This is a genomic window from Bacillus sp. SD127, assembly GCF_058566445.1.
On sequence record NZ_CP191226.1, the window covers coordinates 1846100 to 1869875 of the forward strand.

The 23776-nt window shown below is 43.6% G+C and carries 26 protein-coding genes; all 26 read left to right on the forward strand.

What is annotated here, in order from left to right:
- The first annotated feature begins 2 nt into the window (after window positions 1-2).
- The 26 genes from spoIVA (at window position 3) to qcrB (ending at window position 23776) form a co-directional block, all read left to right on the forward strand.
- Complete coding sequence (gene spoIVA / locus ACQVGS_RS09660; RefSeq protein ID WP_010334746.1) at window positions 3-1481, forward strand: stage IV sporulation protein A; 1479 nt, start codon at window positions 3-5, stop codon at window positions 1479-1481.
- Between the two features lie 372 nt (window positions 1482-1853).
- Complete coding sequence (gene hbs, locus ACQVGS_RS09665; RefSeq protein WP_003153447.1) at window positions 1854-2132, forward strand: non-specific DNA-binding protein Hbs; 279 nt, start codon at window positions 1854-1856, stop codon at window positions 2130-2132.
- Between the two features lie 175 nt (window positions 2133-2307).
- A complete protein-coding gene (folE, locus tag ACQVGS_RS09670) occupies window positions 2308-2880 on the forward strand; it encodes a GTP cyclohydrolase I FolE (RefSeq protein ID WP_010334745.1) in 573 nt (190 codons plus the stop codon).
- Between the two features lie 21 nt (window positions 2881-2901).
- A complete protein-coding gene (gene mtrB / locus ACQVGS_RS09675) occupies window positions 2902-3129 on the forward strand; it encodes a trp RNA-binding attenuation protein MtrB (protein ID WP_024121871.1) in 228 nt (75 codons plus the stop codon).
- Window positions 3130-3294: 165 nt separating this feature from the next.
- Window positions 3295-4050 (forward strand): heptaprenyl diphosphate synthase component 1, encoded by a 756-nt coding sequence (hepS, locus tag ACQVGS_RS09680; protein ID WP_024121870.1) that lies wholly within the window; start codon window positions 3295-3297, stop codon window positions 4048-4050.
- A 5-nt stretch (window positions 4051-4055) separates the two neighbouring features.
- Window positions 4056-4757 carry a demethylmenaquinone methyltransferase gene (gene menG / locus ACQVGS_RS09685; protein WP_263463246.1) on the forward strand — a complete coding sequence of 234 codons (702 nt, stop codon included), beginning with the start codon at window positions 4056-4058 and terminating at the stop codon, window positions 4755-4757.
- Window positions 4758-4782: 25 nt separating this feature from the next.
- Window positions 4783-5745: a heptaprenyl diphosphate synthase component II gene (hepT, locus tag ACQVGS_RS09690; RefSeq protein WP_024121868.1), complete on the forward strand. Its 963-nt coding sequence runs from the start codon at window positions 4783-4785 to the stop codon at window positions 5743-5745.
- A gap of 115 nt (window positions 5746-5860) precedes the next feature.
- Window positions 5861-6310, forward strand: a complete 450-nt coding sequence (gene ndk / locus ACQVGS_RS09695; RefSeq protein ID WP_081638330.1) for a nucleoside-diphosphate kinase — start codon at window positions 5861-5863, stop codon at window positions 6308-6310.
- Between the two features lie 232 nt (window positions 6311-6542).
- Complete coding sequence (gene cheR / locus ACQVGS_RS09700; RefSeq protein ID WP_024121866.1) at window positions 6543-7313, forward strand: protein-glutamate O-methyltransferase CheR; 771 nt, start codon at window positions 6543-6545, stop codon at window positions 7311-7313.
- A gap of 74 nt (window positions 7314-7387) precedes the next feature.
- Window positions 7388-8560, forward strand: coding sequence for a chorismate synthase (aroC, locus tag ACQVGS_RS09705; RefSeq protein WP_024121865.1), 1173 nt, complete (start codon window positions 7388-7390; stop codon window positions 8558-8560).
- Window positions 8560-9648, forward strand: coding sequence for a 3-dehydroquinate synthase (gene aroB, locus ACQVGS_RS09710; protein ID WP_024121864.1), 1089 nt, complete (start codon window positions 8560-8562; stop codon window positions 9646-9648). The genes aroC and aroB overlap by 1 nt, the downstream gene beginning before the upstream one ends.
- Window positions 9645-10028, forward strand: coding sequence for a chorismate mutase (gene aroH / locus ACQVGS_RS09715; RefSeq protein WP_127696820.1), 384 nt, complete (start codon window positions 9645-9647; stop codon window positions 10026-10028). The genes aroB and aroH overlap by 4 nt, the downstream gene beginning before the upstream one ends.
- 217 nt (window positions 10029-10245) lie before the next feature.
- Window positions 10246-11793 carry an anthranilate synthase component I gene (trpE, locus tag ACQVGS_RS09720; protein WP_101860364.1) on the forward strand — a complete coding sequence of 516 codons (1548 nt, stop codon included), beginning with the start codon at window positions 10246-10248 and terminating at the stop codon, window positions 11791-11793.
- Complete coding sequence (trpD, locus tag ACQVGS_RS09725; protein WP_127696822.1) at window positions 11765-12781, forward strand: anthranilate phosphoribosyltransferase; 1017 nt, start codon at window positions 11765-11767, stop codon at window positions 12779-12781. The genes trpE and trpD overlap by 29 nt, the downstream gene beginning before the upstream one ends.
- Window positions 12774-13526, forward strand: coding sequence for an indole-3-glycerol phosphate synthase TrpC (gene trpC, locus ACQVGS_RS09730; protein WP_095713181.1), 753 nt, complete (start codon window positions 12774-12776; stop codon window positions 13524-13526). The genes trpD and trpC overlap by 8 nt, the downstream gene beginning before the upstream one ends.
- 4 nt (window positions 13527-13530) lie before the next feature.
- Window positions 13531-14184, forward strand: coding sequence for a phosphoribosylanthranilate isomerase (locus ACQVGS_RS09735; RefSeq protein ID WP_024121859.1), 654 nt, complete (start codon window positions 13531-13533; stop codon window positions 14182-14184).
- On the forward strand, window positions 14165-15367 hold the full coding sequence (gene trpB / locus ACQVGS_RS09740; protein ID WP_491831497.1) for a tryptophan synthase subunit beta: 1203 nt from the start codon (window positions 14165-14167) through the stop codon (window positions 15365-15367). The genes ACQVGS_RS09735 and trpB overlap by 20 nt, the downstream gene beginning before the upstream one ends.
- A complete protein-coding gene (trpA, locus tag ACQVGS_RS09745) occupies window positions 15360-16163 on the forward strand; it encodes a tryptophan synthase subunit alpha (RefSeq protein WP_024121857.1) in 804 nt (267 codons plus the stop codon). The genes trpB and trpA overlap by 8 nt, the downstream gene beginning before the upstream one ends.
- 11 nt (window positions 16164-16174) lie before the next feature.
- The gene (gene hisC, locus ACQVGS_RS09750) at window positions 16175-17257 is read left to right on the forward strand and encodes a histidinol-phosphate transaminase (protein ID WP_024121856.1); all 1083 of its coding nucleotides are present in this window, start codon (window positions 16175-16177) and stop codon (window positions 17255-17257) included.
- 48 nt (window positions 17258-17305) lie between these two features.
- On the forward strand, window positions 17306-18421 hold the full coding sequence (locus tag ACQVGS_RS09755; RefSeq protein WP_491831501.1) for a prephenate dehydrogenase: 1116 nt from the start codon (window positions 17306-17308) through the stop codon (window positions 18419-18421).
- Between the two features lie 10 nt (window positions 18422-18431).
- Window positions 18432-19718 (forward strand): 3-phosphoshikimate 1-carboxyvinyltransferase, encoded by a 1287-nt coding sequence (gene aroA, locus ACQVGS_RS09760; RefSeq protein WP_254517688.1) that lies wholly within the window; start codon window positions 18432-18434, stop codon window positions 19716-19718.
- A gap of 350 nt (window positions 19719-20068) precedes the next feature.
- Entirely contained in the window at window positions 20069-21340 is a 1272-nt protein-coding gene (locus tag ACQVGS_RS09765; protein ID WP_059336621.1) for a tetratricopeptide repeat protein, read from the forward strand.
- Window positions 21341-21409: 69 nt separating this feature from the next.
- Window positions 21410-21949 carry a ReoY family proteolytic degradation factor gene (locus ACQVGS_RS09770; RefSeq protein ID WP_003225551.1) on the forward strand — a complete coding sequence of 180 codons (540 nt, stop codon included), beginning with the start codon at window positions 21410-21412 and terminating at the stop codon, window positions 21947-21949.
- A gap of 58 nt (window positions 21950-22007) precedes the next feature.
- Window positions 22008-22454, forward strand: coding sequence for a YpiF family protein (locus ACQVGS_RS09775; RefSeq protein WP_101860372.1), 447 nt, complete (start codon window positions 22008-22010; stop codon window positions 22452-22454).
- Between the two features lie 142 nt (window positions 22455-22596).
- Window positions 22597-23100: a Rieske (2Fe-2S) protein gene (locus tag ACQVGS_RS09780; protein WP_010334725.1), complete on the forward strand. Its 504-nt coding sequence runs from the start codon at window positions 22597-22599 to the stop codon at window positions 23098-23100.
- Window position 23101: 1 nt separating this feature from the next.
- Window positions 23102-23776 carry a menaquinol-cytochrome c reductase cytochrome b subunit gene (qcrB, locus tag ACQVGS_RS09785; RefSeq protein WP_003225560.1) on the forward strand — a complete coding sequence of 225 codons (675 nt, stop codon included), beginning with the start codon at window positions 23102-23104 and terminating at the stop codon, window positions 23774-23776.

Consider the following 23776-nt stretch of genomic DNA (forward strand, 5'->3'; position numbering starts at 1 on the left):
ACTTGGAAAAGGTCGATATTTTCAAGGATATCGCTGAACGAACAGGAGGCGATATATACTTAGGAGTCGTTGGTGCTGTCCGTACAGGGAAATCTACGTTTATTAAGAAATTTATGGAGCTTGTGGTGCTCCCGAATATCAGTAATGAAGCAGACCGGGCACGTGCGCAGGATGAACTGCCTCAAAGCGCAGCCGGAAAAACGATTATGACTACAGAGCCTAAATTTGTTCCGAATCAGGCGATGTCTGTTCATGTATCAGACGGACTCGATGTCAATATAAGATTAGTAGATTGTGTAGGCTACACAGTGCCGGGTGCAAAAGGATACGAGGATGAAAACGGCCCGCGGATGATTAATACACCTTGGTACGAAGAACCGATCCCATTTCACGAGGCTGCTGAAATCGGAACGCGGAAGGTGATTCAAGAACATTCGACCATCGGAGTGGTTATTACGACAGACGGCACGATTGGTGATATCGCCAGAAGTGACTATATAGAGGCAGAAGAAAGAGTCATTGAAGAGCTGAAAGAAGTTGGAAAACCCTTTATTATGGTCATTAACTCAGTAAAACCGTATCACCCGGAGACAGAGGCGATGCGCCAGGATTTAAGCGAGAAATACGATATCCCTGTTTTGGCAATGAGCGTAGAAAGTATGCGGGAAAACGATGTACTGAATGTTCTCAGAGAGGCTCTTTATGAGTTTCCTGTGCTTGAAGTAAATGTAAATCTTCCAAGCTGGGTCATGGTGTTGAAAGAAAACCATTGGCTGCGCGAGAGCTATCAGGAATCAGTGAAGGAAACTGTTAAGGATATTAAACGGCTCCGTGATGTCGACAGGGTTGTCGGTCAATTCAGCGAGTTTGAGTTTATTGAAAGTGCCGGATTAGCCGGGATTGAGCTCGGCCAAGGGGTTGCAGAAATTGATTTGTATGCGCCCGACCATTTATATGATCAAATCCTAAAAGAAGTGGTAGGCGTTGAAATCAGGGGCAGAGACCACCTGCTTGAGCTGATGCAGGATTTTGCCCATGCGAAAACGGAATATGACCAGGTGTCCGACGCTTTAAAAATGGTCAAACAGACGGGATACGGCATTGCAGCGCCTGCTTTAACTGACATGAGTCTGGATGAGCCGGAAATTATACGGCAAGGCTCCAGATTCGGCGTAAGATTGAAAGCTGTCGCACCGTCAATCCATATGATCAAAGTGGATGTCGAAAGCGAATTTGCGCCGATTATCGGAACTGAAAAACAAAGCGAGGAACTGGTGCGTTACTTAATGCAGGACTTTGAGGATGATCCGCTTTCAATTTGGAACTCTGACATTTTTGGAAGATCGCTCAGCTCTATCGTGAGAGAAGGGATTCAGGCTAAGCTGTCACTGATGCCTGAAAACGCACGATATAAATTAAAAGAAACATTAGAAAGAATCATAAACGAAGGATCAGGCGGCTTAATCGCCATTATCCTGTAATGCGGGGAGACCTCTTTATAGAATAGGAGGTCTTTTTTCTTTGCTCTTAATATTGGAAAAGGATCAAGGAATAGGATGAAAAAAGGAAAAAAAGGAATATTTGTTCGATAAATCACGTTAAATCCTTGACGAGCAAGGGATTGACGCTTTAAAATGCTTGATATGGCTTTTTATATGTGTTACTCTACATACAGAAATTCTTCACTCTGATGGACAAACATTCCTTGGAGTGCAGTTTTTCTTAAAAGCCGTTTAATTGTCTTTCTCTTGCTTGTCTGATTTTTTTCTCAGGCAGGTTTAGAATCAGACTGAACTGTGAAGAAATGATAATAAACGAACTGAGCTTATTCCTTTTGGGAGGAGGTGAAAGGCATGAACAAAACAGAACTTATTAATGCGGTTGCGGAAGCAAGCGAATTGTCTAAAAAAGACGCGACAAAAGCAGTTGACTCTGTTTTTGATACGATCTTAGATGCACTTAAAAACGGTGATAAAATCCAACTGATCGGTTTTGGTAACTTCGAGGTGCGTGAACGTTCTGCACGTAAAGGACGCAACCCTCAAACAGGTGAAGAAATCGAAATTCCAGCAAGCAAAGTACCTGCTTTCAAACCAGGTAAAGCGCTTAAAGACGCAGTTGCCGGAAAATAATTGTGAATATAGATCGTGTATGCATCTAGATTACATACACTTTATTTCTTCACAGAAAAGCCCCTTCTTAAGGGGCTTTTCATTTTTTTAGGAGCGTGTGCATTCACTTTGCTTTTAGCGGGGCATGTGTGCTAGAATCGAAATTAAATGTATTCATTGGTGGAGGACACAGAACATGAAAGAAGTTAATAAAGAACAAATCGAACAAGCTGTTCGTCAAATTTTAGAAGCGATCGGAGAGGACCCAAACAGAGAAGGGCTTCTTGATACTCCGAAACGAGTCGCAAAGATGTATGCCGAAGTATTCTCCGGCTTGAATGAAGATCCAAAAGAACATTTCCAGACTATCTTCGGTGAAGACCATGAGGAGCTTGTTCTAGTAAAAGATATCGCGTTTCATTCTATGTGTGAGCATCACCTTGTTCCTTTTTACGGAAAAGCACATGTTGCATATATACCGCGGGGCGGAAAAGTCACAGGGCTCAGCAAATTGGCGCGTGCTGTTGAGGCAGTTGCTAAGCGTCCGCAGCTTCAGGAGCGCATCACTTCTACAATTGCAGAAAGCATTGTAGAAACGCTTGATCCGCATGGCGTAATGGTTGTTGTTGAAGCAGAGCATATGTGCATGACAATGCGGGGCGTAAGAAAGCCGGGCGCCAAAACAGTCACTTCAGCTGTCAGAGGCATTTTCAAAGATGATGCTGCTGCACGTTCAGAAGTATTGGAACATATTAAACGCCAGGACTAATAAAGATAGAGGGTGCTATAAATGAACGAAAAGCATTCAAGCGATTTTGTCGTCATTAAAGCAATTGAGGATGGAGTGAATGTGATCGGCCTGACAAGGGGAACGGACACAAAGTTTCACCATTCCGAAAAACTCGACAAGGGAGAAGTGATCATTGCTCAGTTTACAGAGCATACTTCTGCCATTAAAGTCAGAGGAGAGGCGCTCATTCAAACCGCATACGGAGAAATGAAAAGCGAAAAAAAATAAGCTGGCTGTCCCCGCTGTTTTAAAGCAAATGCTCGCAAACAGCGGGAGGATACAGCCAATTTGTTTTTTTTATGCTATAATGATACCTGCGTAATCTTATGACAAAATAAAACTCATACATATGATTTAGAAATAAATGTGAATTTGGGGACAAGGGTGATATTTTTGCAAGACATCTACGGAACTTTAGCCAATCTGAACACGAAAATAAAACAAAAGCTGTCTCATCCTTATTTAGCGAAGCATATTTCTGCGCCTAAGATCGATGAGGATAAGCTTCTTCTTTTTCATGCATTATTTGAGGAAGCCGACATAAAAAACAATGACAGAGAAAATTATATTGTAACAGCGATGCTTGTACAAAGCGCCCTTGATACCCATGATGAAGTAACGACAGCCAGAGTCATAAAACGAGACGAAAACAAGAACCGCCAATTGACTGTTCTTGCAGGCGATTATTTCAGCGGACTGTACTATTCATTACTATCTGAAATGAAGGATATCTACATGATTAGAACGCTCGCTACAGCAATTAAAGAAATCAATGAACATAAAATTCGTCTGTATGACCGATCTGTAAAGGACGAACACCATTTTTTCGAAAGTGTCGGCATCGTTGAATCAGCTCTATTCCATCGGGTGTCTGAACATTTCAATCTCCCGCGCTGGAAGAAGCTATCGAGTGATTTTTTTGTATATAAGCGGCTTATGACCGGAAATGATACATTTTTAGATGTGATCGGCAGTGTTATACAGCTGGGGAAAACAAAAGAAGAGATGCTGGAAGAGTGTTTTAAGAAAGCAAAGAACAGCATTGAGTCACTTCTGCCTCTAAGCTCACCTATTCAGCAAATTTTATTAAACCGCCTGAAGACAATCAGCCAAGACCAAACTTATCATCAGAAAGTGGAAGAAGGGTAACCATTATGCAGGACTCAAAAGAACAGCGCGTACACGGAGTATTTGAAAAAATATATAAAAACTACGACCAAATGAACTCTGTCATCAGTTTTCAGCAGCACAAAAAATGGCGTGATAAAACGATGCGCATCATGGGTGTAAAAAAAGGCGCCAAAGCTCTTGATGTTTGCTGCGGAACAGCTGACTGGACGATTGCTCTTGCAAAAGCAGCCGGTAAAACCGGTGAAATAAAGGGTTTGGATTTCAGCGAAAACATGCTGAGCGTCGGCAAACAGAAAGTAAAAGACGGCGGTTTCAGTCAAATCGAACTGCTGCACGGAAATGCAATGGAGCTCCCTTTTGATGATAATACATTTGATTTTGTAACAATTGGCTTCGGACTGCGTAATGTGCCGGATTATTTGACCGTACTGAAAGAAATGAGACGTGTGGTGAAGCCTGGCGGACAAGTAGTATGCCTGGAAACCTCACAGCCTGAAATGTTTGGATTTAGACAGGCTTATTTTATGTACTTTAAGTATATTATGCCGTTTTTCGGGAAGCTGTTTGCGAAAAGCTATAAAGAATACTCGTGGCTCCAAGAGTCAGCCAGAGAATTCCCTGGTATGAAGGAACTGGCAGGCCTGTTTGAAGAGGCGGGTCTGAAAAATGTCAAATATCATTCGTTTACTGGCGGAGTTGCTGCCACGCATATCGGATGGAAATGAAAACACAGATGTTTGGGTGAATGATATGAAATTTAAAATGGCCTACTCTTTTTTAAATGACGATATTGATGTAATTGAAAGGGAGCTTGAACAAACCGTACGCTCCGATTATCCGCTTTTGAGCGAGGCGGGTCTTCATCTTTTGCAGGCAGGAGGCAAACGGATTCGGCCTGTCTTCGTTCTGCTTTCCGGCATGTTTGGCGATTACGATATCAATAAGATTAAATATGTCGCTGTCACTCTGGAAATGATTCATATGGCATCGTTGGTTCATGATGATGTTATTGACGATGCGGAGCTTCGCCGGGGAAAGCCGACGATCAAAGCCAAATGGGATAACCGAATTGCGATGTATACAGGCGATTATATGCTTGCCGGATCTCTTGAAATGATGACGAGAATTAATGAACCGAAAGCTCATCGGATCTTGTCACAGACCATTGTTGAAGTGTGTCTTGGAGAGATTGAACAAATCAAAGACAAATACAACATGGAACAGAATCTCAGAACGTACCTGCGGCGCATAAAGAGAAAAACGGCGCTTCTTATCGCTGTCAGCTGCCAGCTGGGGGCTATTGCTTCCGGAGCTGAAGAAAAGATTCATAAGGCGCTCTACTGGTTTGGATATTATGTCGGCATGTCTTATCAAATCATTGATGATATTCTTGATTTTACTTCAACTGAAGAAGAACTGGGTAAACCGGTTGGAGGCGATTTGCTTCAAGGAAATGTTACATTGCCTGTCCTATATGCATTAAAAAATCCAGCTTTAAAGAATCAGCTTAAATTAATTAACAGCGAGACGACACAAGAACAGCTTGCGCCCATTATTGAAGAAATCAAAAAGACAGATGCAATTGAAGCATCGATGGCAGTGAGCGAGATGTATCTGCAAAAAGCTTTCCAAAAACTTAACACGCTTCCGAGAGGGCGTGCGCGTTCTTCTCTTGCAGCCATCGCAAAATATATCGGCAAAAGAAAATTTTAATTTTTTGTAGATATTAAGAAATTTCTCCGCCCCGGATTGATTAATTATCTGAAAGATGTTACGATTTCGGTGTGCAATGTGAGAGCCTATACATACATATGATGGGGTGGAGAATGTGATGGAAAAGACTTTTATCATGGTGAAACCGGACGGTGTCCAACGGCAGCTGATCGGGGAAATTTTATCTAGATTCGAACGTAAGGGCTTGCAATTAGCTGGCGCAAAGCTGATGAGAGTAACTGAACAAATGGCTGAGAAACACTATGCCGAACATCAAGGGAAGCCTTTCTTTGGAGAACTTGTTGAGTTTATTACTTCCGGACCAGTTTTTGCGATGGTGTGGGAAGGCGAAAATGTCGTTGAAGTGACCAGGCAGCTGATTGGAAAAACAAACCCTAAAGAAGCATTGCCAGGCACCATTCGCGGGGATTTCGGCATGTTTGTCGGAAAAAATATTATCCACGGCTCTGATTCTCTGGAAAGCGCTGAGCGTGAGATTAATATTTTCTTTAAGGATGAAGAGTTAGTATCATATCAACAACTCATGACAGGCTGGATCTATTAATCATTGCTGAAAAAGCCGAGAGAAGAGCCGGCATCTGCACTCCGCCGGTTCCGGCTTTTTTGTAAAGGTTTACATTGACTTGAATATATGGCTAAACGGCAGGGGATCCACCACTGTCATTACCAATCATCTGAAATCAGCTGAAAAGCTGATTTTTTTATTTGAAACAATACAATTTCCTGATAAAACAAGCTATACTAGGACAAAAGACAGCGAGACTGGGAGAGAAGAGATGGATACATACAGCGTATTTACAACCAAATGGAAGCAATTAACCGGAGTTGATTTAACTTTATACAAAGAAGCGCAAATGAAGAGAAGGCTGACATCCCTTTATGAGAAAAAAGGTTTTCAAAGCTTTAAGGATTTTGCAGCGGCATTAGAAAAGGATCAGGCGCTTTTAAATGAAACATTGGACAGAATGACGATTAATGTTTCAGAATTTTATCGAAATTATAAAAGATGGGAAGTACTTGAAACAGCTATTTTGCCTTTAATCAAACATTCAAAGCCTTTAAAAATATGGAGCGCGGCATGCTCTACAGGGGAGGAGCCTTATACGCTCGCAATGATTTTAGATCAGCAGAAAGGGCTCCCAGGCTATCAGATTTTAGCGACTGATATAGATGATAAAGCATTGGAAAAAGCGAAAAAAGGCGTGTATCAGGAGCGGTCTTTGCAAGAAGTGCCGTCTTCTGTGAAGGATCGTTATTTTACTCAAAACGCTGATAAGAGCTATGAAGTGAAACATGACATAAAGAAGAACATTAGGTTTCAAAAACATAATCTGCTTGCGGATCGCTACGAGCAAGACTTTGATTTGATTGTGTGCCGCAATGTTTTTATTTATTTTACAGAAAACGCAAAGGAAGAGCTGTACTTAAAAATGGCGCATAGCTTAAAAAAGAATGGGGTTCTCTTTGTCGGCAGCACAGAGCAGATCTTCAATCCGGAGAAATTCGGCCTTTCTCCCGCGGATACATTCTTTTATCAAAAAAGATAGACTGACTTTTTGCCGAAAAATATGTTATAGTAGTTTTACTTAAAAGCGTTAATGCGATGAAGGGAGAAGAAGTCATGAGATATTTAACAGCCGGTGAATCACACGGCCCCCAATTGACAACCATTATTGAAGGTGTGCCTGCGGGGCTTTACATAACTGAGGAAGATATCAACTTTGAGCTTGGCAGACGCCAGAAAGGCCATGGCCGCGGGCGCCGCATGCAGATCGAAAAGGACCAGGCGAAAATTATGAGCGGGGTGCGCCATGCCCGCACTCTCGGTTCACCAATCGCTCTTGTTGTAGAAAATAACGATTGGAAACACTGGACTAAAATTATGGGTGCGGCTCCGATTACTGAAGAAGAAGAAAAGGAAATGAAACGCCAAATTTCCAGACCAAGACCGGGACACGCAGATTTAAACGGTGCGATTAAATATAACCACCGCGATATGAGAAATGTGCTTGAGCGCTCTTCAGCACGTGAAACGACCGTAAGAGTGGCGGCAGGCGCTGTCGCTAAAAAGATCCTTTCTGAGCTTGGTATTAAGGTAGCGGGCCACGTATTACAGATTGGGGCAGTTAAGGCTGAAAAAACGGATTATACTTCAATTGATGACTTGAAGCGTGTGACTGAAGAGTCTCCGGTCAGATGCTACGATGAAGAAGCAGGCAAAAAAATGATGGATGCCATTGACGAAGCGAAGGCAAACGGAGATTCCATCGGCGGAATTGTGGAAGTGATTGTTGAAGGAATGCCGGTGGGCGTGGGCAGCTACGTTCATTATGACCGTAAACTGGACAGCAAGCTTGCTGCGGCAGTACTGTCTATTAATGCATTTAAAGGTGTGGAATTCGGCATCGGTTTTGAAGCGGCCGGAAGAAACGGAAGCGAGGTTCATGACGAGATCATTTGGGACGAAGAAAAAGGATATACGCGTGCTACGAACAGACTTGGCGGATTGGAAGGCGGCATGACGACAGGAATGCCAATCGTTGTCCGCGGAGTCATGAAGCCGATTCCGACATTATATAAACCGCTGAAAAGTGTGGATATTGAAACGAAAGAACCATTTTCTGCCAGCATTGAACGTTCAGACAGCTGCGCAGTGCCAGCAGCAAGTGTAGTGGCGGAAGCTGCTGTTGCATGGGAAATTGCTAACGCTGTTGTTGAACAATTCGGCTTAGACCAAATTGACCGCATTAGAGAAAACGTGGAGAATATGAGAAAACTGTCGAGGGAATTTTAATGAGAACACTGCATGTTCAAACCGCTTCCTCTTCGTATCCTGTATTTATCGGACAAGGAATCAGAAAAAAGGCTTGTGAACTATTAACCTCGCTAAACAGGCCATTAACACGCATTATGCTTGTTACCGATGAAGAAGTGAATCGCCTGTACGGTGATGAAATGCTTCACCTGCTGGAAGAAAAATGGCCTGTGAAAAAAGTGACGGTGCCGAGCGGAGAGCAGGCGAAATCAATGGATATGTACACGAAGCTGCAGAGTGAAGCGATTCGATTTCATATGGATCGCTCCTCATGCATCATCGCTTTTGGAGGCGGTGTTGTAGGAGATCTTGCTGGATTTGTGGCTGCCACTTTTATGCGCGGCATTGATTTCATTCAAATGCCTACAACGCTTTTGGCGCATGACAGCGCGGTCGGAGGAAAAGTAGCGGTGAATCATCCGCTTGGAAAAAATCTGATCGGCGCATTTTATCAGCCCAAAGCCGTGCTTTACGATACGGACTTTCTCCGTTCCCTACCGGAAAAAGAGCTTCGGTCCGGGATGGCAGAAGTGATTAAGCATGCTTTTATTTATGACAGAGAATTCCTGAAAGATCTGCTGGACATTCACTCATTGAACGATATCACCAGTGAGCAGCTGAATGACATGATTTTTAAAGGTATTTCGATTAAAGCGTCTGTCGTTCATCAGGATGAAAAGGAAGAAGGAATCAGAGCCTATCTTAACTTTGGGCATACGCTAGGCCACGCAGTTGAGGCGGAGTATGGCTACGGACAGATCACCCACGGTGATGCGGTAGCACTCGGGATGCAGTTTGCTTTATATATAAGTGAACAGGAAGCCGGCTGTGAAATGGACAGAAATCGATTAGTCAGCTGGCTTAAGAACCTAGGCTATCCAAGCCGCATTAAAAAAGAAACGGCAACTTCCGTGCTTTTAGACCGTATGATGAATGATAAAAAAACCCGCGGCGGTATGATTCAATTCATCGTTCTCAAAGAATTAGGAAAAGTCGCCGACCATACGTTTTCAAGAGATGAACTTGAGAGCTGGCTGAACAAATGGCGAATGGAGGAGACATCATGATGATTCGTGGAATTCGCGGAGCAACTACAGTAGAAAAAGATACTGAAGAAGAGATTTTGCAAAAAACCAAACAGCTGTTAGAAAAAATGATAGAAGAAAACAAAACAAAGCCGGAAGATGTTGTTCAAATGCTTCTATCGGCGACGCCTGACCTGCACTCTGTTTTCCCGGCAAAAGCTGTCCGCGAGCTTTCTGGCTGGCATTATGTGCCGGTGACATGTATGCAGGAAATGGATGTTACAGGCGGTCTGAAAAAATGTATAAGGGTCATGATGACTGTTCAGACTGAAGTTCCTCAGAATCAAATCAGACATGTCTATTTAGAAAAAGCGGTTGTATTAAGACCCGATTTATCATTGACAAAAAATAATGAATTGTAATACGATTAGAACAGCTTAGAAATACACAAAAGTGTGTATAAAGCTTAGTGAATGAGTTGAGTTAGAGAATAGGGTAGCAGAGAATGAGTGTAGTTGAGCTGAGACATGTATGTTTATTCTACCCAAAAGAAGCCTTTCTTTTGGGTTTATTTTGTTATATCTTGATTTTCCCTCTCATGCCTTCTTCTCATTCTCCTTGCCAAAAGGAGTGAGAGCAATGAATTTCCAATCAAACATTTCTGCATTTTTAGAGGACAGTATGTCCTACCGCACCATACCGATTGTGGAGACATTCACAGTTGACACACTGACACCTATCCAAATGATCGAGCAGCTGGACAGGAAGATCACTTACCTTCTTGAAAGCAAGGATGACACATCAAATTGGTCCAGATATTCGTTCATCGGCCTTCAGCCATTTCTCACGATCAAAGAACAGCAAAATGATTTTACTGCTCAAGATGAGAATGGACGATCCCTTTACACTGGAAAAGAATTAAAAGAGGTTCTGGATTGGATGAATGCAGCATACAAAATCAAAACGCCAGAGCTTGCCATTCCCTTTGTAGGCGGAGCTGTCGGGTATTTAAGCTATGACATGATCCCGATGATTGAACCTTCTGTTCCTCGCCACAGGAAGGAAACGGAATTTGAAAAGTGTATGCTGTTTGTTTGCAGCACATTAATTGCTTATGATCATGAAACAAAAAACGTCCACTTTATTCAGTATGCTAGATTGAATGGACAAGAAACTGAAGCTGAAAAAATTGCTGTGTTCAATAAAAATCACCGAGAGCTACAAGGCCTCATTGATAAGATGATGGATCAAAAAAACATAAAAGAACTGTTTCTTTCATCTGAGTCATATAAGACACCAGGTTTCGATTCAGTATCTTCAAATTACGAAAAATCAGCGTTTATGGCAGATGTAGAAAAGATCAAAGAATATATAAAAGCAGGCGACATCTTTCAAGGTGTCCTGTCACAAAAATTTGAGATTCCGATAACAGCAGATTCCTTCGAATTGTACAGAGTGCTGCGAATCGTCAATCCTTCGCCGTATATGTATTATATAAAACTCCCGGACAGAGAGATTGTCGGCAGCTCTCCGGAACGGTTAATCCACGTTCAAGACGGGCATTTGGAAATCCATCCGATTGCCGGAACAAGAAAAAGAGGCGCAGACAAAGAGGAAGATGAAAAACTCAAAATTGAGCTGATGAAAGATGAAAAAGAAAAAGCGGAGCATTATATGCTCGTTGATCTAGCTCGAAACGATATCGGCAGAGTGGCAGAGTATGGATCGGTTGCTGTGCCGGAGTTCACAAAGATCGTCTCATTTTCACATGTTATGCACATCATTTCAGTCGTCACAGGGAGGTTGAAAGAGGGAGTTCACCCTGTTGATGCGTTAATGTCGGCTTTTCCTGCGGGAACTTTAACCGGGGCCCCAAAAATCCGCGCCATGCAGCTTTTAAATGAATTGGAGCCGACACCGAGAGAGACATACGGCGGCTGCATCGCCTACATCGGATTTGACGGGAATATCGACTCCTGTATTACGATCCGCACCATGAGCGTAAAAAACGGTGTCGCATCCATACAGGCTGGAGCAGGTATTGTTGCTGATTCTGTGCCGGAAGCCGAATATGAAGAAAGCTGCAACAAAGCGGGCGCACTGCTGAAAACCATTCATATTGCTGAAGACATGTTTCGTAGCAAGGGGGATGAAGCCGATGAACCAATTTCTGCAAACGTGCGTTGACGGTAAGACACTTACTGCTGTTGAAGCGGAAGCGCTTATGAATATGATGATGACAGCAGAAATGACTCCTTCTGAAATGGGCGGTATATTGTCTATCCTGGCTCATCGGGGCGAAACTGCAGAAGAGCTGGCGGGCTTTGTGAAGGCCATGCGGACACATGCCCTTACGGTAGACGGACTTCATGATGTGGTTGACACATGCGGTACAGGCGGTGACGGCATCTCTACCTTTAATATTTCAACGGCATCGGCAATCGTTGCTTCAGCAGCAGGAGCTAAAATTGCTAAGCACGGCAATCGCTCCGTATCTTCTAAAAGCGGAAGCGCCGATGTTCTAGAAGAGCTTGGGATACCAATCCAAACCACACCTGAAGAAGTCAGAATCAGCATTGAAACAAATAACATGGGATTTCTCTTTGCGCCGCTTTATCATTCGTCCATGAAACATGTGGCGGGTACAAGAAAAGAGCTCGGATTCAGAACGATTTTTAATCTGCTCGGACCGCTCAGCAATCCTTTGCAGGCGAAGCGTCAGGTGATCGGTGTCTATTCTGCTGAAAAAGCGGGATTGATGGCAAGCGCACTGGAAATGTTCCAGCCGAAGCATGTACTATTCGCAGCAAGCCGTGACGGTTTAGATGAGCTTTCGGTTACATCACCGACCGATGTGATTGAAATAAAGGATGGAGAGCGCCGGGAATATACTGTTTCACCCGAAGACTTCGGCTTCAAAAATGGCAGACTTGAAGATATACAGGTGCAGTCACCGACAGAAAGCGCTCATCTGATTCAGAATATTTTTGAAAATAAAAGCAGCCGATCAGCTTTATATATTACAGCCTTTAATGCCGGCGCTGCGATATACACGGCGGGTATTGCCGAAACACTGAAAGAAGGAACGGAGCTTGCGTTAGAAACGATTGCAAGCGGAGGTGCCGCAGCGCAGCTTGATAGACTGAAACAGAAAGAGGGAGAGATCTATGCTTGAAAACATAATCAATCAAAAAAAAGAAGAAGTCAAAACTCTCATCCTGCCAGAAGAGCAGCCTTTTGAAAAACGGTCTTTTAAAGAGGCGCTGGCTAACCCGAACCGTTTTATCGGATTGATTGCCGAAGTCAAAAAAGCGTCGCCGTCAAAAGGACTCATTAAAGAAGATTTTGTTCCGGAGCGGATTGCAAAAGACTATGAAGCTGCGCAGGCAGACGCGCTTTCTGTTTTAACTGACTTTCCGTTTTTCCAAGGGAAAAACAGTTATTTATCAGACGTAAAGCGTGCTGTTTCGATTCCGGTGCTGAGAAAAGATTTTATTATCGATTCTATTCAAGTGGAGGAATCAAAGAGAATTGGAGCAGATGCCATATTGTTAATCGGAGAGGTGCTTGATCCTGTACAGCTTCACGAGTTGTATCTCGAAGCAGGGGAAAAGGAAATGGACGTGTTAGTGGAGGTTCATGATCAAACGACGCTTGAACAAATAGTGAAGGTATTCACCCCTGATATTCTCGGTATTAATAATCGAAACTTAAAAACGTTTGAAACTTCGCTTGAACAGACGAAACAGATTGCATCCCTAGTTCCGAAAGAATGCTTGCTTGTCAGTGAAAGCGGCATTGGTTCTTTAGAACATTTAACATTTGTCAAAGAACATGGAGCACAAGCTGTTCTAATCGGAGAGTCATTGATGAGACAGCATTCACAGCAAAAAGCAATCCATGCTTTGTATGGGGAGTGAGGTTGTGAAAAAACCGGCATTAAAGTATTGCGGTATACGGTCACTGCAGGACCTGCGGCTTGCAGCGGATTCACAGGCAGATTATCTGGGTTTTATTTTTGCTGACAGTAAACGAAAAGTATCTCCGGCAGATGTGAGAAAGTGGCTGAGCCAAGTTCGTACCGAGAAACAGATTGCAGGCGTTTTTGTGAATGAATCGCTGGGAACGATTGCCCGTATAGCAGACGATTTGCAGCTTGACGTCATTCAGCTTCATGGTGATGAGACTCCAAAGGATGCTGAAGTCCTCCGTCTGCTGACAAATTGTGAAATATGGAAGGCGCTCCATCATAACAGCACAGCAATTCAGAATTTGGACCGCTTTAACGATTCTGTAGACGGTTTTGTGATTGACTCATCTGTAAAAGGGGCAAGAGGCGGGACTGGAGTGGCTTTTGCTTGGGAGTGTGTGCCTGAATATCAGCAGAAAGCTGAACAAACGGGGAAACGGTGTTTCATCGCAGGCGGTGTGAATCCCGACACAATCGCAGACTTATTGAAATGGAAACCGGGCGGAGTCGATCTTGCCAGCGGAATAGAAAAAAACGGACAAAAAGATGACAAACTGATTAGGCTCTTAGAAGAAAGGATGAACCGATATGTATCCATATCCGAATGAAATAGGCAGATACGGCGATTTTGGCGGGAAATTTGTTCCGGAAACTCTTATGCAGCCGTTAGAAGAAATTGAAACAGCATTTAAGGAAATAAAGGATGATCCTGTTTTTAAGGGAGAATATCATAAGCTGTTAGCTGAATATTCCGGCAGGCCGACCGCATTAACATATGCCGATCGAGTCACAGAGCATTTAGGCGGCGCTAAAATTTATTTGAAAAGAGAAGATTTAAACCATACAGGTTCCCATAAAATCAACAATGCTTTAGGCCAGGCATTGCTTGCAAAAAAAATGGGCAAAACGAAAATCATTGCAGAAACAGGTGCCGGACAGCATGGAGTAGCCGCCGCCACAGTTGCTGCAAAGTTTGGTTTTTCCTGCATTGTATTTATGGGCGAAGAGGATGTCGCCCGCCAGTCTCTGAACGTATTCCGAATGAAGCTTCTTGGAGCAGAGGTTGTGCCGGTCACAAGCGGAAACGGGACACTGAAGGATGCGACAAATGAGGCTATCCGCTATTGGGTTCAGCATTGTGAGGATCATTTTTACATGATCGGATCGGTTGTCGGACCGCACCCTTACCCGCAAATTGTCCGGGAATTTCAAAAAATGATCGGAGAGGAAGCGAAGGATCAGCTGAAAGACATTGAGGGAACACTGCCTGATAAAGTCGTTGCCTGCGTAGGCGGCGGAAGTAATGCGATAGGCATGTTTCAGGCATTTTTAGACGAAGATGTTGAACTGATCGGTGCTGAAGCGGCAGGAAAAGGAATTGACACTCCGCTTCATGCCGCTACCATTACGAAAGGAACTGTCGGTGTGATTCACGGTTCGCTCACTTACCTCATTCAAGAGGAGTACGGTCAAATTATTGAGCCTTATTCAATTTCAGCAGGACTTGACTATCCGGGAATTGGTCCGGAGCACGCTTATTTGCATAAAAGCGGCCGTGTCACATACGATAGCATAACTGATGAAGAAGCAGTAGATGCGTTAAAACTATTGTCAGAAAAAGAAGGGATTTTACCAGCGATCGAATCTGCTCATGCATTAGCGAAGGCATTTAAAATCGCAAAAGAGATGGGGCGGGATCAAACTATCCTCGTCTGTTTATCAGGAAGAGGAGATAAGGATGTCAACACATTAATGAACGTATTGGAAGATGAGGTGAAAGCGCATGTTTAAAGTAGATCTGCAGCAGTCGGGAAAGTTGTTTATCCCGTTTATTACAGCGGGTGATCCGTTGCCGGAAGTTTCAGTCGAACTGGCTAAGTCTCTTCAAAAAGCGGGTGCCACGGCACTTGAGATCGGTGTAGCATATTCAGATCCGCTGGCAGACGGTCCGGTGATTCAGCGGGCTTCAAAACGGGCGCTTGAGAACGGGATGAATATTGTAAAAGCGATTGAATTAGGCGGAGAAATGAAAAAAAATGGCGTCAATATTCCCATTATCCTCTTTACGTATTATAATCCTGTGTTACAATTGAACAAAGAATACTTTTTCGCTTTACTGCGGGAAAATCATATAGACGGCCTGCTTGTTCCGGACCTGCCTTTAGAAGAGAGCGCCAGCCTTCAAGCGGAATGCAAAACCCATGAGGTAACGTATATTTCTTTAGTTGCACCGACAAGCGAAAGCCGTTTGAAAACGATTATTGAACAAGCCGAGGGCTTCGTCTACTGTGTATCTTCGTTAGGTGTGACCGGTGTCCGAAATGAGTTCAATTCATCAGCTTATCCATTTATCCGGACAGTGAAGAATCTCAGTTCTGTGCCGGTTGCTGTAGGGTTTGGTATTTCCAGCCGCGAGCAGGTGGTCAAGATGAATGAAATCTGTGACGGTGTCGTAGTGGGAAGTGCGCTCGTCAAAAAGATAGAAGAATTAAAGGAACGGCTCATCAGCACTGAGACGAGAGATCGTGCAGTGCAGGAGTTTGAAGATTACGCGAAGACGTTTGGCGGTTTGTACAGTTTAAAATGAGGTGACTGGATTTGCGTATCAAAGAACATTTAAAACAACTGAAGCCTTATCAGCCGGGTAAACCGATTGAAGCAGTAAAAGCAGAATATGGCTTGGATAAAGTCGTGAAGCTTGCATCAAACGAAAATCCGTACGGCTGTTCGGAAGCTGCAAAAGAGGCACTTCATCATGAAATTCAACAGCTTGCGCTTTATCCCGATGGATATAGCGCCGCTTTGCGGACAAGGCTCAGTGAGCACCTCAATGTGAGCGAAACATCACTTATTTTCGGCAATGGTTCAGATGAAATCATCCAAATTATATGCCGGGCTTTTTTAAACGACAAAACAAACACGATTGCAGCAGCACCGACTTTTCCGCAATATAAGCATAATGCGGTGATTGAAGGCGCTGAAGTTCGTGAAATTGCCCTTCGTTCTGACGGCTCTCATGATTTAGACGCGATGCTTGAAGCGATTGACGAACAGACTCAAGTCGTTTGGATTTGCAGCCCGAACAACCCGACTGGCACTTATACAGCTGAAGGAGAATTGATTTCATTTCTGGAACGTGTTCCTTCTCGTGTCCTCGTTGTTCTTGATGAAGCATATTATGAATATGTAACAGCTGAGGATTACCCGGAAAGCATACCGCTTTTGAATACGTATTCTAACTTGATGATATTGCGTACGTTTTCAAAGGCATACGGTCTGGCGGCGCTTAGAGTCGGATACGGTATTGCTGACGAAAAATTGATCCGCCAAATAGAGCCGGCAAGAGAGCCGTTTAACACCAGCCGTCTTGGCCAGGCTGCAGCGATTGCAGCGCTTGACGATCAAGAATTTATCGCTTCTTGCATCGAGAAAAATCAAGCAGGCCTTCAGCAGTATTATGATTTTGCGGAAACACACGGATTAAAATGCTACCCTTCACAGACAAACTTTGTTTTAATAGATTTTAACCGCCCGTCTGATGAATTGTTTCAGGCATTGCTGCAAAAAGGTTATATTGTCCGATCAGGAAATGCATTAGGGTTCCCGACTTCACTCCGGATTACGATCGGCACGAAAGAGCAAAACGAGGAAATTCTCGCAACTTTAGCTGAAATTTTATAAGAGGTGGTCAAGAATCACCTCTTTAGTCTATGAACCAGGTGATGACGAATGAATCAAATCAAAGATACAATATTGCTCGCCGGTCTCGGATTGATAGGCGGTTCTATTGCGTTAGCCATCAAAAAAAAACATCCGGAAAAACGCATTATTGGGGTCGATATCTCAGATGAGCAGGTAGTGGCTGCCTTAAAATTAGGTGTGATAGACGAGAGTGCTGATTCGTTTATTGACGGCGCGAAAAAAGCTGCAACCGTTATTATTGCAACACCTGTTGCGCAAACGCTGCTTATGCTTGAAGAGCTGGCCCATTCAGAAATTAAGCATCCGCTTTTGATTACTGACGTAGGAAGCACAAAGCAAAAAGTGGTTCATTACGCCGATCAAGTGCTGCCTGCCGGCTACCAATTTGTTGGAGGGCATCCGATGGCGGGCTCGCATAAATCAGGAGTTGCCGCTGCAAAGGAATTTCTGTTTGAAAATGCTTTTTATATTTTAACCCCGGGCCGTAAAACGGACAGACAAGCGGTCAATCAGTTAAAACATTTGCTGCAAGGGACGAATGCCCAATTTGTAGAAATGTCGCCTGAAGAGCATGATGGCGTAACAAGCGTGATCAGTCATTTTCCGCATATTGTTGCAGCCAGTCTTGTGCATCAGACCCTTCACTCGGAAGAGCTTTATCCGCTTGTGAAACGGTTTGCTGCCGGCGGTTTTCGGGATATTACCCGGATTGCATCAAGCAGTCCTGCAATGTGGCGTGATATTCTGTTACATAATAAAGATAAGATTTTAGATCGTTTTGATGAGTGGACTCGTGAGATTGAAACGATCCGGACATATGTAGAGCATGGAGATGCGGAAAAACTATTCAATTATTTTAAAACGGCAAAGGACTACCGTGATGGACTGCCTCTCCGCCAGAAGGGCGCAATACCTGCATTTTATGATTTATACGTAGACGTGCCGGATCATCCTGGTGTGATTTCCGAGATAACGGCTATACTTGCTGCGGAACGCATCAGTATAACGAATATCCGCATTATTGAAACGAGAGAAGATATTAACGGGATTTTAAGGATCAGTTTTCAATCCGATGATGACCGCAAACGGGCCGAACAGTGCATAGAAGCCCGCGCGGAATACGAAACTTTTTATGCTGATTGAGGTGGAAACAATGAAAAGAGAAAAGGTGCAGGCGTTAAACGGCGAAATACATATTCCCGGTGATAAATCTATTTCTCACCGCTCTGTTATGTTTGGCGCGCTTGCGAAAGGCACAACAACTGTTAAAAATTTTCTGCCGGGAGCAGACTGTCTGAGCACCATCGATTGCTTTAGTAAGATGGGTGTTCAAATTGAGCGAAACGGCAGTGATGTAGTCATTCACGGGAAAGGGATGGATTCCCTGCGAGAACCAGAAAGTCTGTTAGACGTCGGTAATTCAGGCACAACGATTCGTCTGATGCTCGGAATCCTTGCGGGCCGCCCTTTTTACAGCGCGGTAGCTGGGGATGAAAGCATTGCGAAACGCCCGATGAAACGTGTAACAGAACCTCTGAAACAAATGGGCGCTAAAATTGACGGCAGAGCCGGCGGAGAATTTACACCGCTGTCAGTAAGCGGCGGTACATTAAAAGGCATTGACTATGTATCACCTGTGGCCAGCGCGCAAATTAAATCAGCTGTTCTGCTTGCCGGGTTACAGGCTGAGGGGACTACCACTGTCACCGAGCCTCATAAATCCAGAGATCATACTGAACGGATGCTGTCGGCTTTCGGAGTGAAACTGGCAGAGGACAAGACAAGCGTTTCCATAATAGGCGGCCAGCAGCTCACGGCTGCAGATATTTTTGTTCCAGGAGATATTTCTTCAGCCGCGTTTTTCCTTGCAGCTGGCGCAATGATTCCAAACAGCAGAATTGTACTGAAAAACGTGGGGTTAAATCCGACTCGCACCGGTGTCATCGACGTGCTTCAAAACATGGGGGCAAAGCTTGAAATCATACCATCTGTTGACGAAAGCGCAGAGCCTTATGGAGATTTAATCATTGAAACGTCATCTCTTAAAGCGGTTGAAATTGGCGGAGATATTATTCCGCGCTTGATTGATGAGATACCTATTATTGCGCTTCTTGCGACTCAGGCGGAAGGAACAACAGTCATTAAGGATGCCGCAGAGCTTAAAGTGAAAGAAACGAACCGTATCGACACAGTTGTTTCAGAGCTTCGAAAGCTCGGTGCTGAGATTGAACCGACTGAAGACGGAATGAAGGTATACGGCAAACAAACTCTTAAAGGCGGCGCGAAAGTATCCAGTCATGGTGATCATCGGATCGGAATGATGCTCGGCATAGCTTCCTGTTTAACAGAGGAGCCGGTTGAGATCGGACAGACAGACGCCATTCATGTGTCATATCCAAACTTTTTTGATCATTTAAATAAGCTTTCAAACAAATCCTGAAGTTTTATGCTTCAGGATTTGTTGTGTGAGCGTTTATCAGTCATAAACTGAAGGGGAAAAACATAGCCTGTCTTATAAAGGAATATAAAAACTAAAAAAGAGGGAGGGGTGCTTTACTTACAAGTCGGCAGGTCAAGGGCTGCTTTACTGTAATAGAGGGCTATCTTCCTTTTTTTATTTGCTATCGCAGGATCTTTTGATAAACTAATAAGACTCAGAAATTCCTTGACGTACAGTGTAAGCATCTTATTTGCCGAGGGCTTTCCTCTGAATTATGATAGGATTAACCCAAACAAGTAAGACTTTTATGTATGATTGATGTTGTTAGGAAAAGAAAGGACCGGTCCGATTTGAATACATTAATTCAAGAAGCCATAAAATTAGTTGAAGCAGGAGAAACAGAAAAGGGACTCAACACCCTCTCGAAGGCCGAAAAACAGCTTCATGATGAAGATAAAGCCATCGCAGCACAGCTTTATTACGAGTGGGGAAATGTAGAGAAAGCGATCTCACTGATCAGTGATTTGCATGATTTATATCCGAATGAAACAGAACTGACGAATTTTTATGCTGAACTTTTAATAGATATTGACGAAGAAGAAAAAGCATTGGCTGTGCTGGAAACGATCCCGGAATCAGACCCATCATATCCGGAAAGCCTGCTGCTCATGGCTGATCTTTATCAGATGCAGGGGCTGTTCGAAGTAAGTGAGCAAAAGCTTTTACAGGCAAAGTCTATTCTTGAAAATGAACCAATCATTGATTTTGCGTTAGGCGAGCTATACTTTACTCAAGGAGCCTATGCAAAAGCTGTTCAATATTTTAAAAGAACGGCTGGGGAGCAGAGTGAGATCGGAGGCGTTAATGTCCACCAAAGACTGGCGGAATCGCTAAGTGCATCAGGAGATTTTGAGGAGGCCATTCCGTGGTATGAAAAAGCTGTAGATGAGAATCCTGACCCTAATACAATTTTCGGCTATGGATTTACAGCCTCGCAGGCGGGACTGATCAAAACGGCTATTAAACAGCTGTCCGATTTAAAGGAGCTTGATCCATCCTATTCATCACTTTATATGCCGCTTTCAAAGAGCTATGAGGCTGAAGGGATGTATGAAGAGGCATTAAAAACGGCAAAAGAGGGTATCAGGTATGATGAATATAACAAAGAGCTTTTCCTCTATGCCGCGAAGATGGCGTTAAAAATCGGGAAGTCAGAAGAAGGGAAAAAACTGCTTCAGGAAGCGCTTGCTCTTGATCCTGGCTTCGTCGAAGCACTCCATACTTTACTTGCTGTGTATCATAAGGAAGAGGATTATGAGCAAATTATTGATCTGATTCAAGAGGTGCGGGGCTACGGGGAAGAAGATCCGAAATACAATTGGTATCTGGCCAGCGCTTACACCGAATTAGAGCAGTACGAAGAAGCAAAACAATCCTTTGAAGCTGCTTTTCTTCACTATCGTGAGGACAGAGATTTCTTATACGAATACGCAACCTTTTTATTAGAAGAAGGCCTCCAACAAGAAGCGCTGCCGCTATTGAAAAAGGTACTCGAAATAGACGGAGCCAATGAAGAGCTGGAAGAAATAATCTTGCGGATCGAGGATGAATTTTCGAGATAAGCAGGAAATTTAACCGCTTATGTGGAACATATAAGTATAGATTATACGAACGATAGAGGAGGGAATTACATGCAGACCCCTGTTTCTGTCAATGAGAAAAAGGATTTTATCCGTTGGTTTTTAAACCATTATCAGCTAAAGCGCAGAGAGTGCGTATGGATCTTGAACTATTTAATGAGCCACGATTCTTTAATGGAAAAGGTTCATTTTGTAGAGCAGGCAGAATTTTGCCCTAGAGGCATTATAATGTCAACACATTGTGTTGAAGAAGTTCCGTTTCGGTTTTATAAAGAGAATGTTATGACAACCGACGCGGAAAAATCTTTTCATGATATTAGATTAAATAAACAGCAGGATTTGTTTATCCAGCTTAATTTCCGTTCAGCCTACAGTTCTCCTGAGTATGCGGCGGTGCTGGAGTCCAACCCTCACATTCCGAAAGATCTGTTTGAAAACAAAAAAGATCAGGGGCTGGCTGAACAAATCCTGGAGCACGCCATTTCTACATTCCAAAGAGAAAAATTATTAAAAGACATTGACGATGCGCTTGATCGTCACGATAAAGAAGCATTTGAACAATTATCGCGCCAATTGAATCAGCTCACATAACATGACCAGCCTTGCAGTGTAATGCAAGGCTTGTTGTCGTAAAAAGGGGAGAACGATGATGAGGTGGAAAATGCCTGATGCCAAGGACTATTTACAATCTAAAGATTACATTGATACCGCTGTCATACCATTAATTAACATAAAAATGGGGAGCCAATTAAAAATAGCAGCTGAAAGAGGCGAATTTACGCAGCTTCTAGCTGATGAATTGGAAAGGCAGTTAAAAGGACGGGTATATTTATTGCCTGCTTATACATATGTTGATAGAAATGAAAATACCGTTCAAGGGCTGAAAGATTTACAGGAGGAGGTCAAATCAGATTTTCAGCATGTTGTACTGCTGACAGCTGATGATCATTGGAGTTGCGAAGAGTCATTGGGGAAGATGATTGTTGCGCCTTCTGTTCCGTTAGAGCACTTAAATGACTCCATAAAAAGAAAAATATTAGATGAACGCACAGCTGAAATTTTGAACGTTTTGTTACAGTTATGGAACGCCTCGTAAAAACACTTACATTTCCTTATAAACAATATTTTGGCTATATTGACCTTGCTGAGAGATTCATATATTATGAGGGTGTCTAGAGTTATGAAATATTTTCTATTTTAGTCAGTTTGCAGGGTTGACCTTGAGGGGGGGAGAAGAGATGGGCGGAAGACATGATATATCGAGACGTCAATTTTTAAATTATACGCTTACAGGCGTAGGGGGGTTTATGGCGGCTAGTATGCTCATGCCTATGGTTCGCTTTGCACTCGACCCGGTATTAAAATCGACAGGAAAGCAGGACATGGTTCAGGTTGTCAGCGTAGATGAGCTGACAAAAGAGCCGCAGCGCTTTGATTTCAAAATTAATCAAGTCGATGCCTGGTATGAGTCGGAAGAATCGAGATCAGCTTGGGTTTTCAAAAATGGGGATGAGATTGTAGCACTTTCACCAATTTGTAAGCATTTGGGGTGTACGGTGAACTGGAACAGCGATCCTAAAAATCCGAATAAATTTTTCTGTCCTTGCCACTACGGACTCTATGAAAAAGACGGCACCAATGTCCCGGGCACGCCGCCGCTTGCGCCTCTTGATCATTACGAGCAAGAAGTTAAAGACGGCTTCCTGTATCTTGGAAAAGCAAAGCCTAAGGGGGAAGGGTGACATGCTGAACAAAATTTATGACTGGGTAGATGAACGGCTTGATATTACACCGATGTGGAGGGATATTGCCGATCACGAAGTGCCGGAACATGTGAATCCCGCCCATCATTTCTCTGCGTTTGTGTACTGCTTTGGGGGACTGACGTTTTTTGTAACCGTTATCCAAGTGTTGTCTGGGATGTTTTTAACGATGTACTATGTGCCTGATATTAAAAATGCCTGGGAATCGGTATATTATTTGCAAAATGAAGTTGCATTCGGCCAGATTGTCAGGGGAATGCACCATTGGGGCGCCAGCTTGGTCATTGTGATGATGTTTTTACATACGCTGAGGGTCTTTTTCCAAGGGGCGTATAAAAAGCCGCGGGAACTGAACTGGATAGTCGGTGTGTTAATCTTTTTTGTCATGCTTGGGCTTGGGTTTACAGGCTACTTGCTACCTTGGGATATGAAGGCTCTGTTTGCCACAAAAGTCGGGCTGCAGATCGCTGAAGCCACTCCTTTGATCGGGACGCAAGTCAAAACACTCCTGGCAGGGCATCCGGATATTGTAGGCGCCCAAACGCTGACTAGGTTTTTTGCGATCCATGTATTCTTTCTTCCTGCCGCCTTGTTTGGATTGATGGCCGCACACTTTATTATGATCCGCAAGCAGGGGATTTCAGGACCGCTTTAA

What these genes read in the sequence shown, in the direction of transcription:
- aroC (WP_024121865.1), top strand. Translation starts at nt 7,388, where the DNA reads ATGAGATATTTAACAGCCGGTGAATCACACGGCCCCCAATTGACAACC.
- ACQVGS_RS09780 (WP_010334725.1), top strand. Translation starts at nt 22,597, where the DNA reads ATGGGCGGAAGACATGATATATCGAGACGTCAATTTTTAAATTATACG.
- hbs (WP_003153447.1), top strand. Translation starts at nt 1,854, where the DNA reads ATGAACAAAACAGAACTTATTAATGCGGTTGCGGAAGCAAGCGAATTG.
- menG (WP_263463246.1), top strand. Translation starts at nt 4,056, where the DNA reads ATGCAGGACTCAAAAGAACAGCGCGTACACGGAGTATTTGAAAAAATA.
- ACQVGS_RS09755 (WP_491831501.1), top strand. Translation starts at nt 17,306, where the DNA reads ATGAATCAAATCAAAGATACAATATTGCTCGCCGGTCTCGGATTGATA.
- aroH (WP_127696820.1), top strand. Translation starts at nt 9,645, where the DNA reads ATGATGATTCGTGGAATTCGCGGAGCAACTACAGTAGAAAAAGATACT.
- aroA (WP_254517688.1), top strand. Translation starts at nt 18,432, where the DNA reads ATGAAAAGAGAAAAGGTGCAGGCGTTAAACGGCGAAATACATATTCCC.
- qcrB (WP_003225560.1), top strand. Translation starts at nt 23,102, where the DNA reads ATGCTGAACAAAATTTATGACTGGGTAGATGAACGGCTTGATATTACA.
- trpC (WP_095713181.1), top strand. Translation starts at nt 12,774, where the DNA reads ATGCTTGAAAACATAATCAATCAAAAAAAAGAAGAAGTCAAAACTCTC.
- trpA (WP_024121857.1), top strand. Translation starts at nt 15,360, where the DNA reads ATGTTTAAAGTAGATCTGCAGCAGTCGGGAAAGTTGTTTATCCCGTTT.
- trpE (WP_101860364.1), top strand. Translation starts at nt 10,246, where the DNA reads ATGAATTTCCAATCAAACATTTCTGCATTTTTAGAGGACAGTATGTCC.
- cheR (WP_024121866.1), top strand. Translation starts at nt 6,543, where the DNA reads ATGGATACATACAGCGTATTTACAACCAAATGGAAGCAATTAACCGGA.
- trpB (WP_491831497.1), top strand. Translation starts at nt 14,165, where the DNA reads ATGTATCCATATCCGAATGAAATAGGCAGATACGGCGATTTTGGCGGG.
- trpD (WP_127696822.1), top strand. Translation starts at nt 11,765, where the DNA reads ATGAACCAATTTCTGCAAACGTGCGTTGACGGTAAGACACTTACTGCT.
- ACQVGS_RS09775 (WP_101860372.1), top strand. Translation starts at nt 22,008, where the DNA reads ATGAGGTGGAAAATGCCTGATGCCAAGGACTATTTACAATCTAAAGAT.
- folE (WP_010334745.1), top strand. Translation starts at nt 2,308, where the DNA reads ATGAAAGAAGTTAATAAAGAACAAATCGAACAAGCTGTTCGTCAAATT.
- mtrB (WP_024121871.1), top strand. Translation starts at nt 2,902, where the DNA reads ATGAACGAAAAGCATTCAAGCGATTTTGTCGTCATTAAAGCAATTGAG.
- ACQVGS_RS09770 (WP_003225551.1), top strand. Translation starts at nt 21,410, where the DNA reads ATGCAGACCCCTGTTTCTGTCAATGAGAAAAAGGATTTTATCCGTTGG.
- aroB (WP_024121864.1), top strand. Translation starts at nt 8,560, where the DNA reads ATGAGAACACTGCATGTTCAAACCGCTTCCTCTTCGTATCCTGTATTT.
- hepT (WP_024121868.1), top strand. Translation starts at nt 4,783, where the DNA reads ATGAAATTTAAAATGGCCTACTCTTTTTTAAATGACGATATTGATGTA.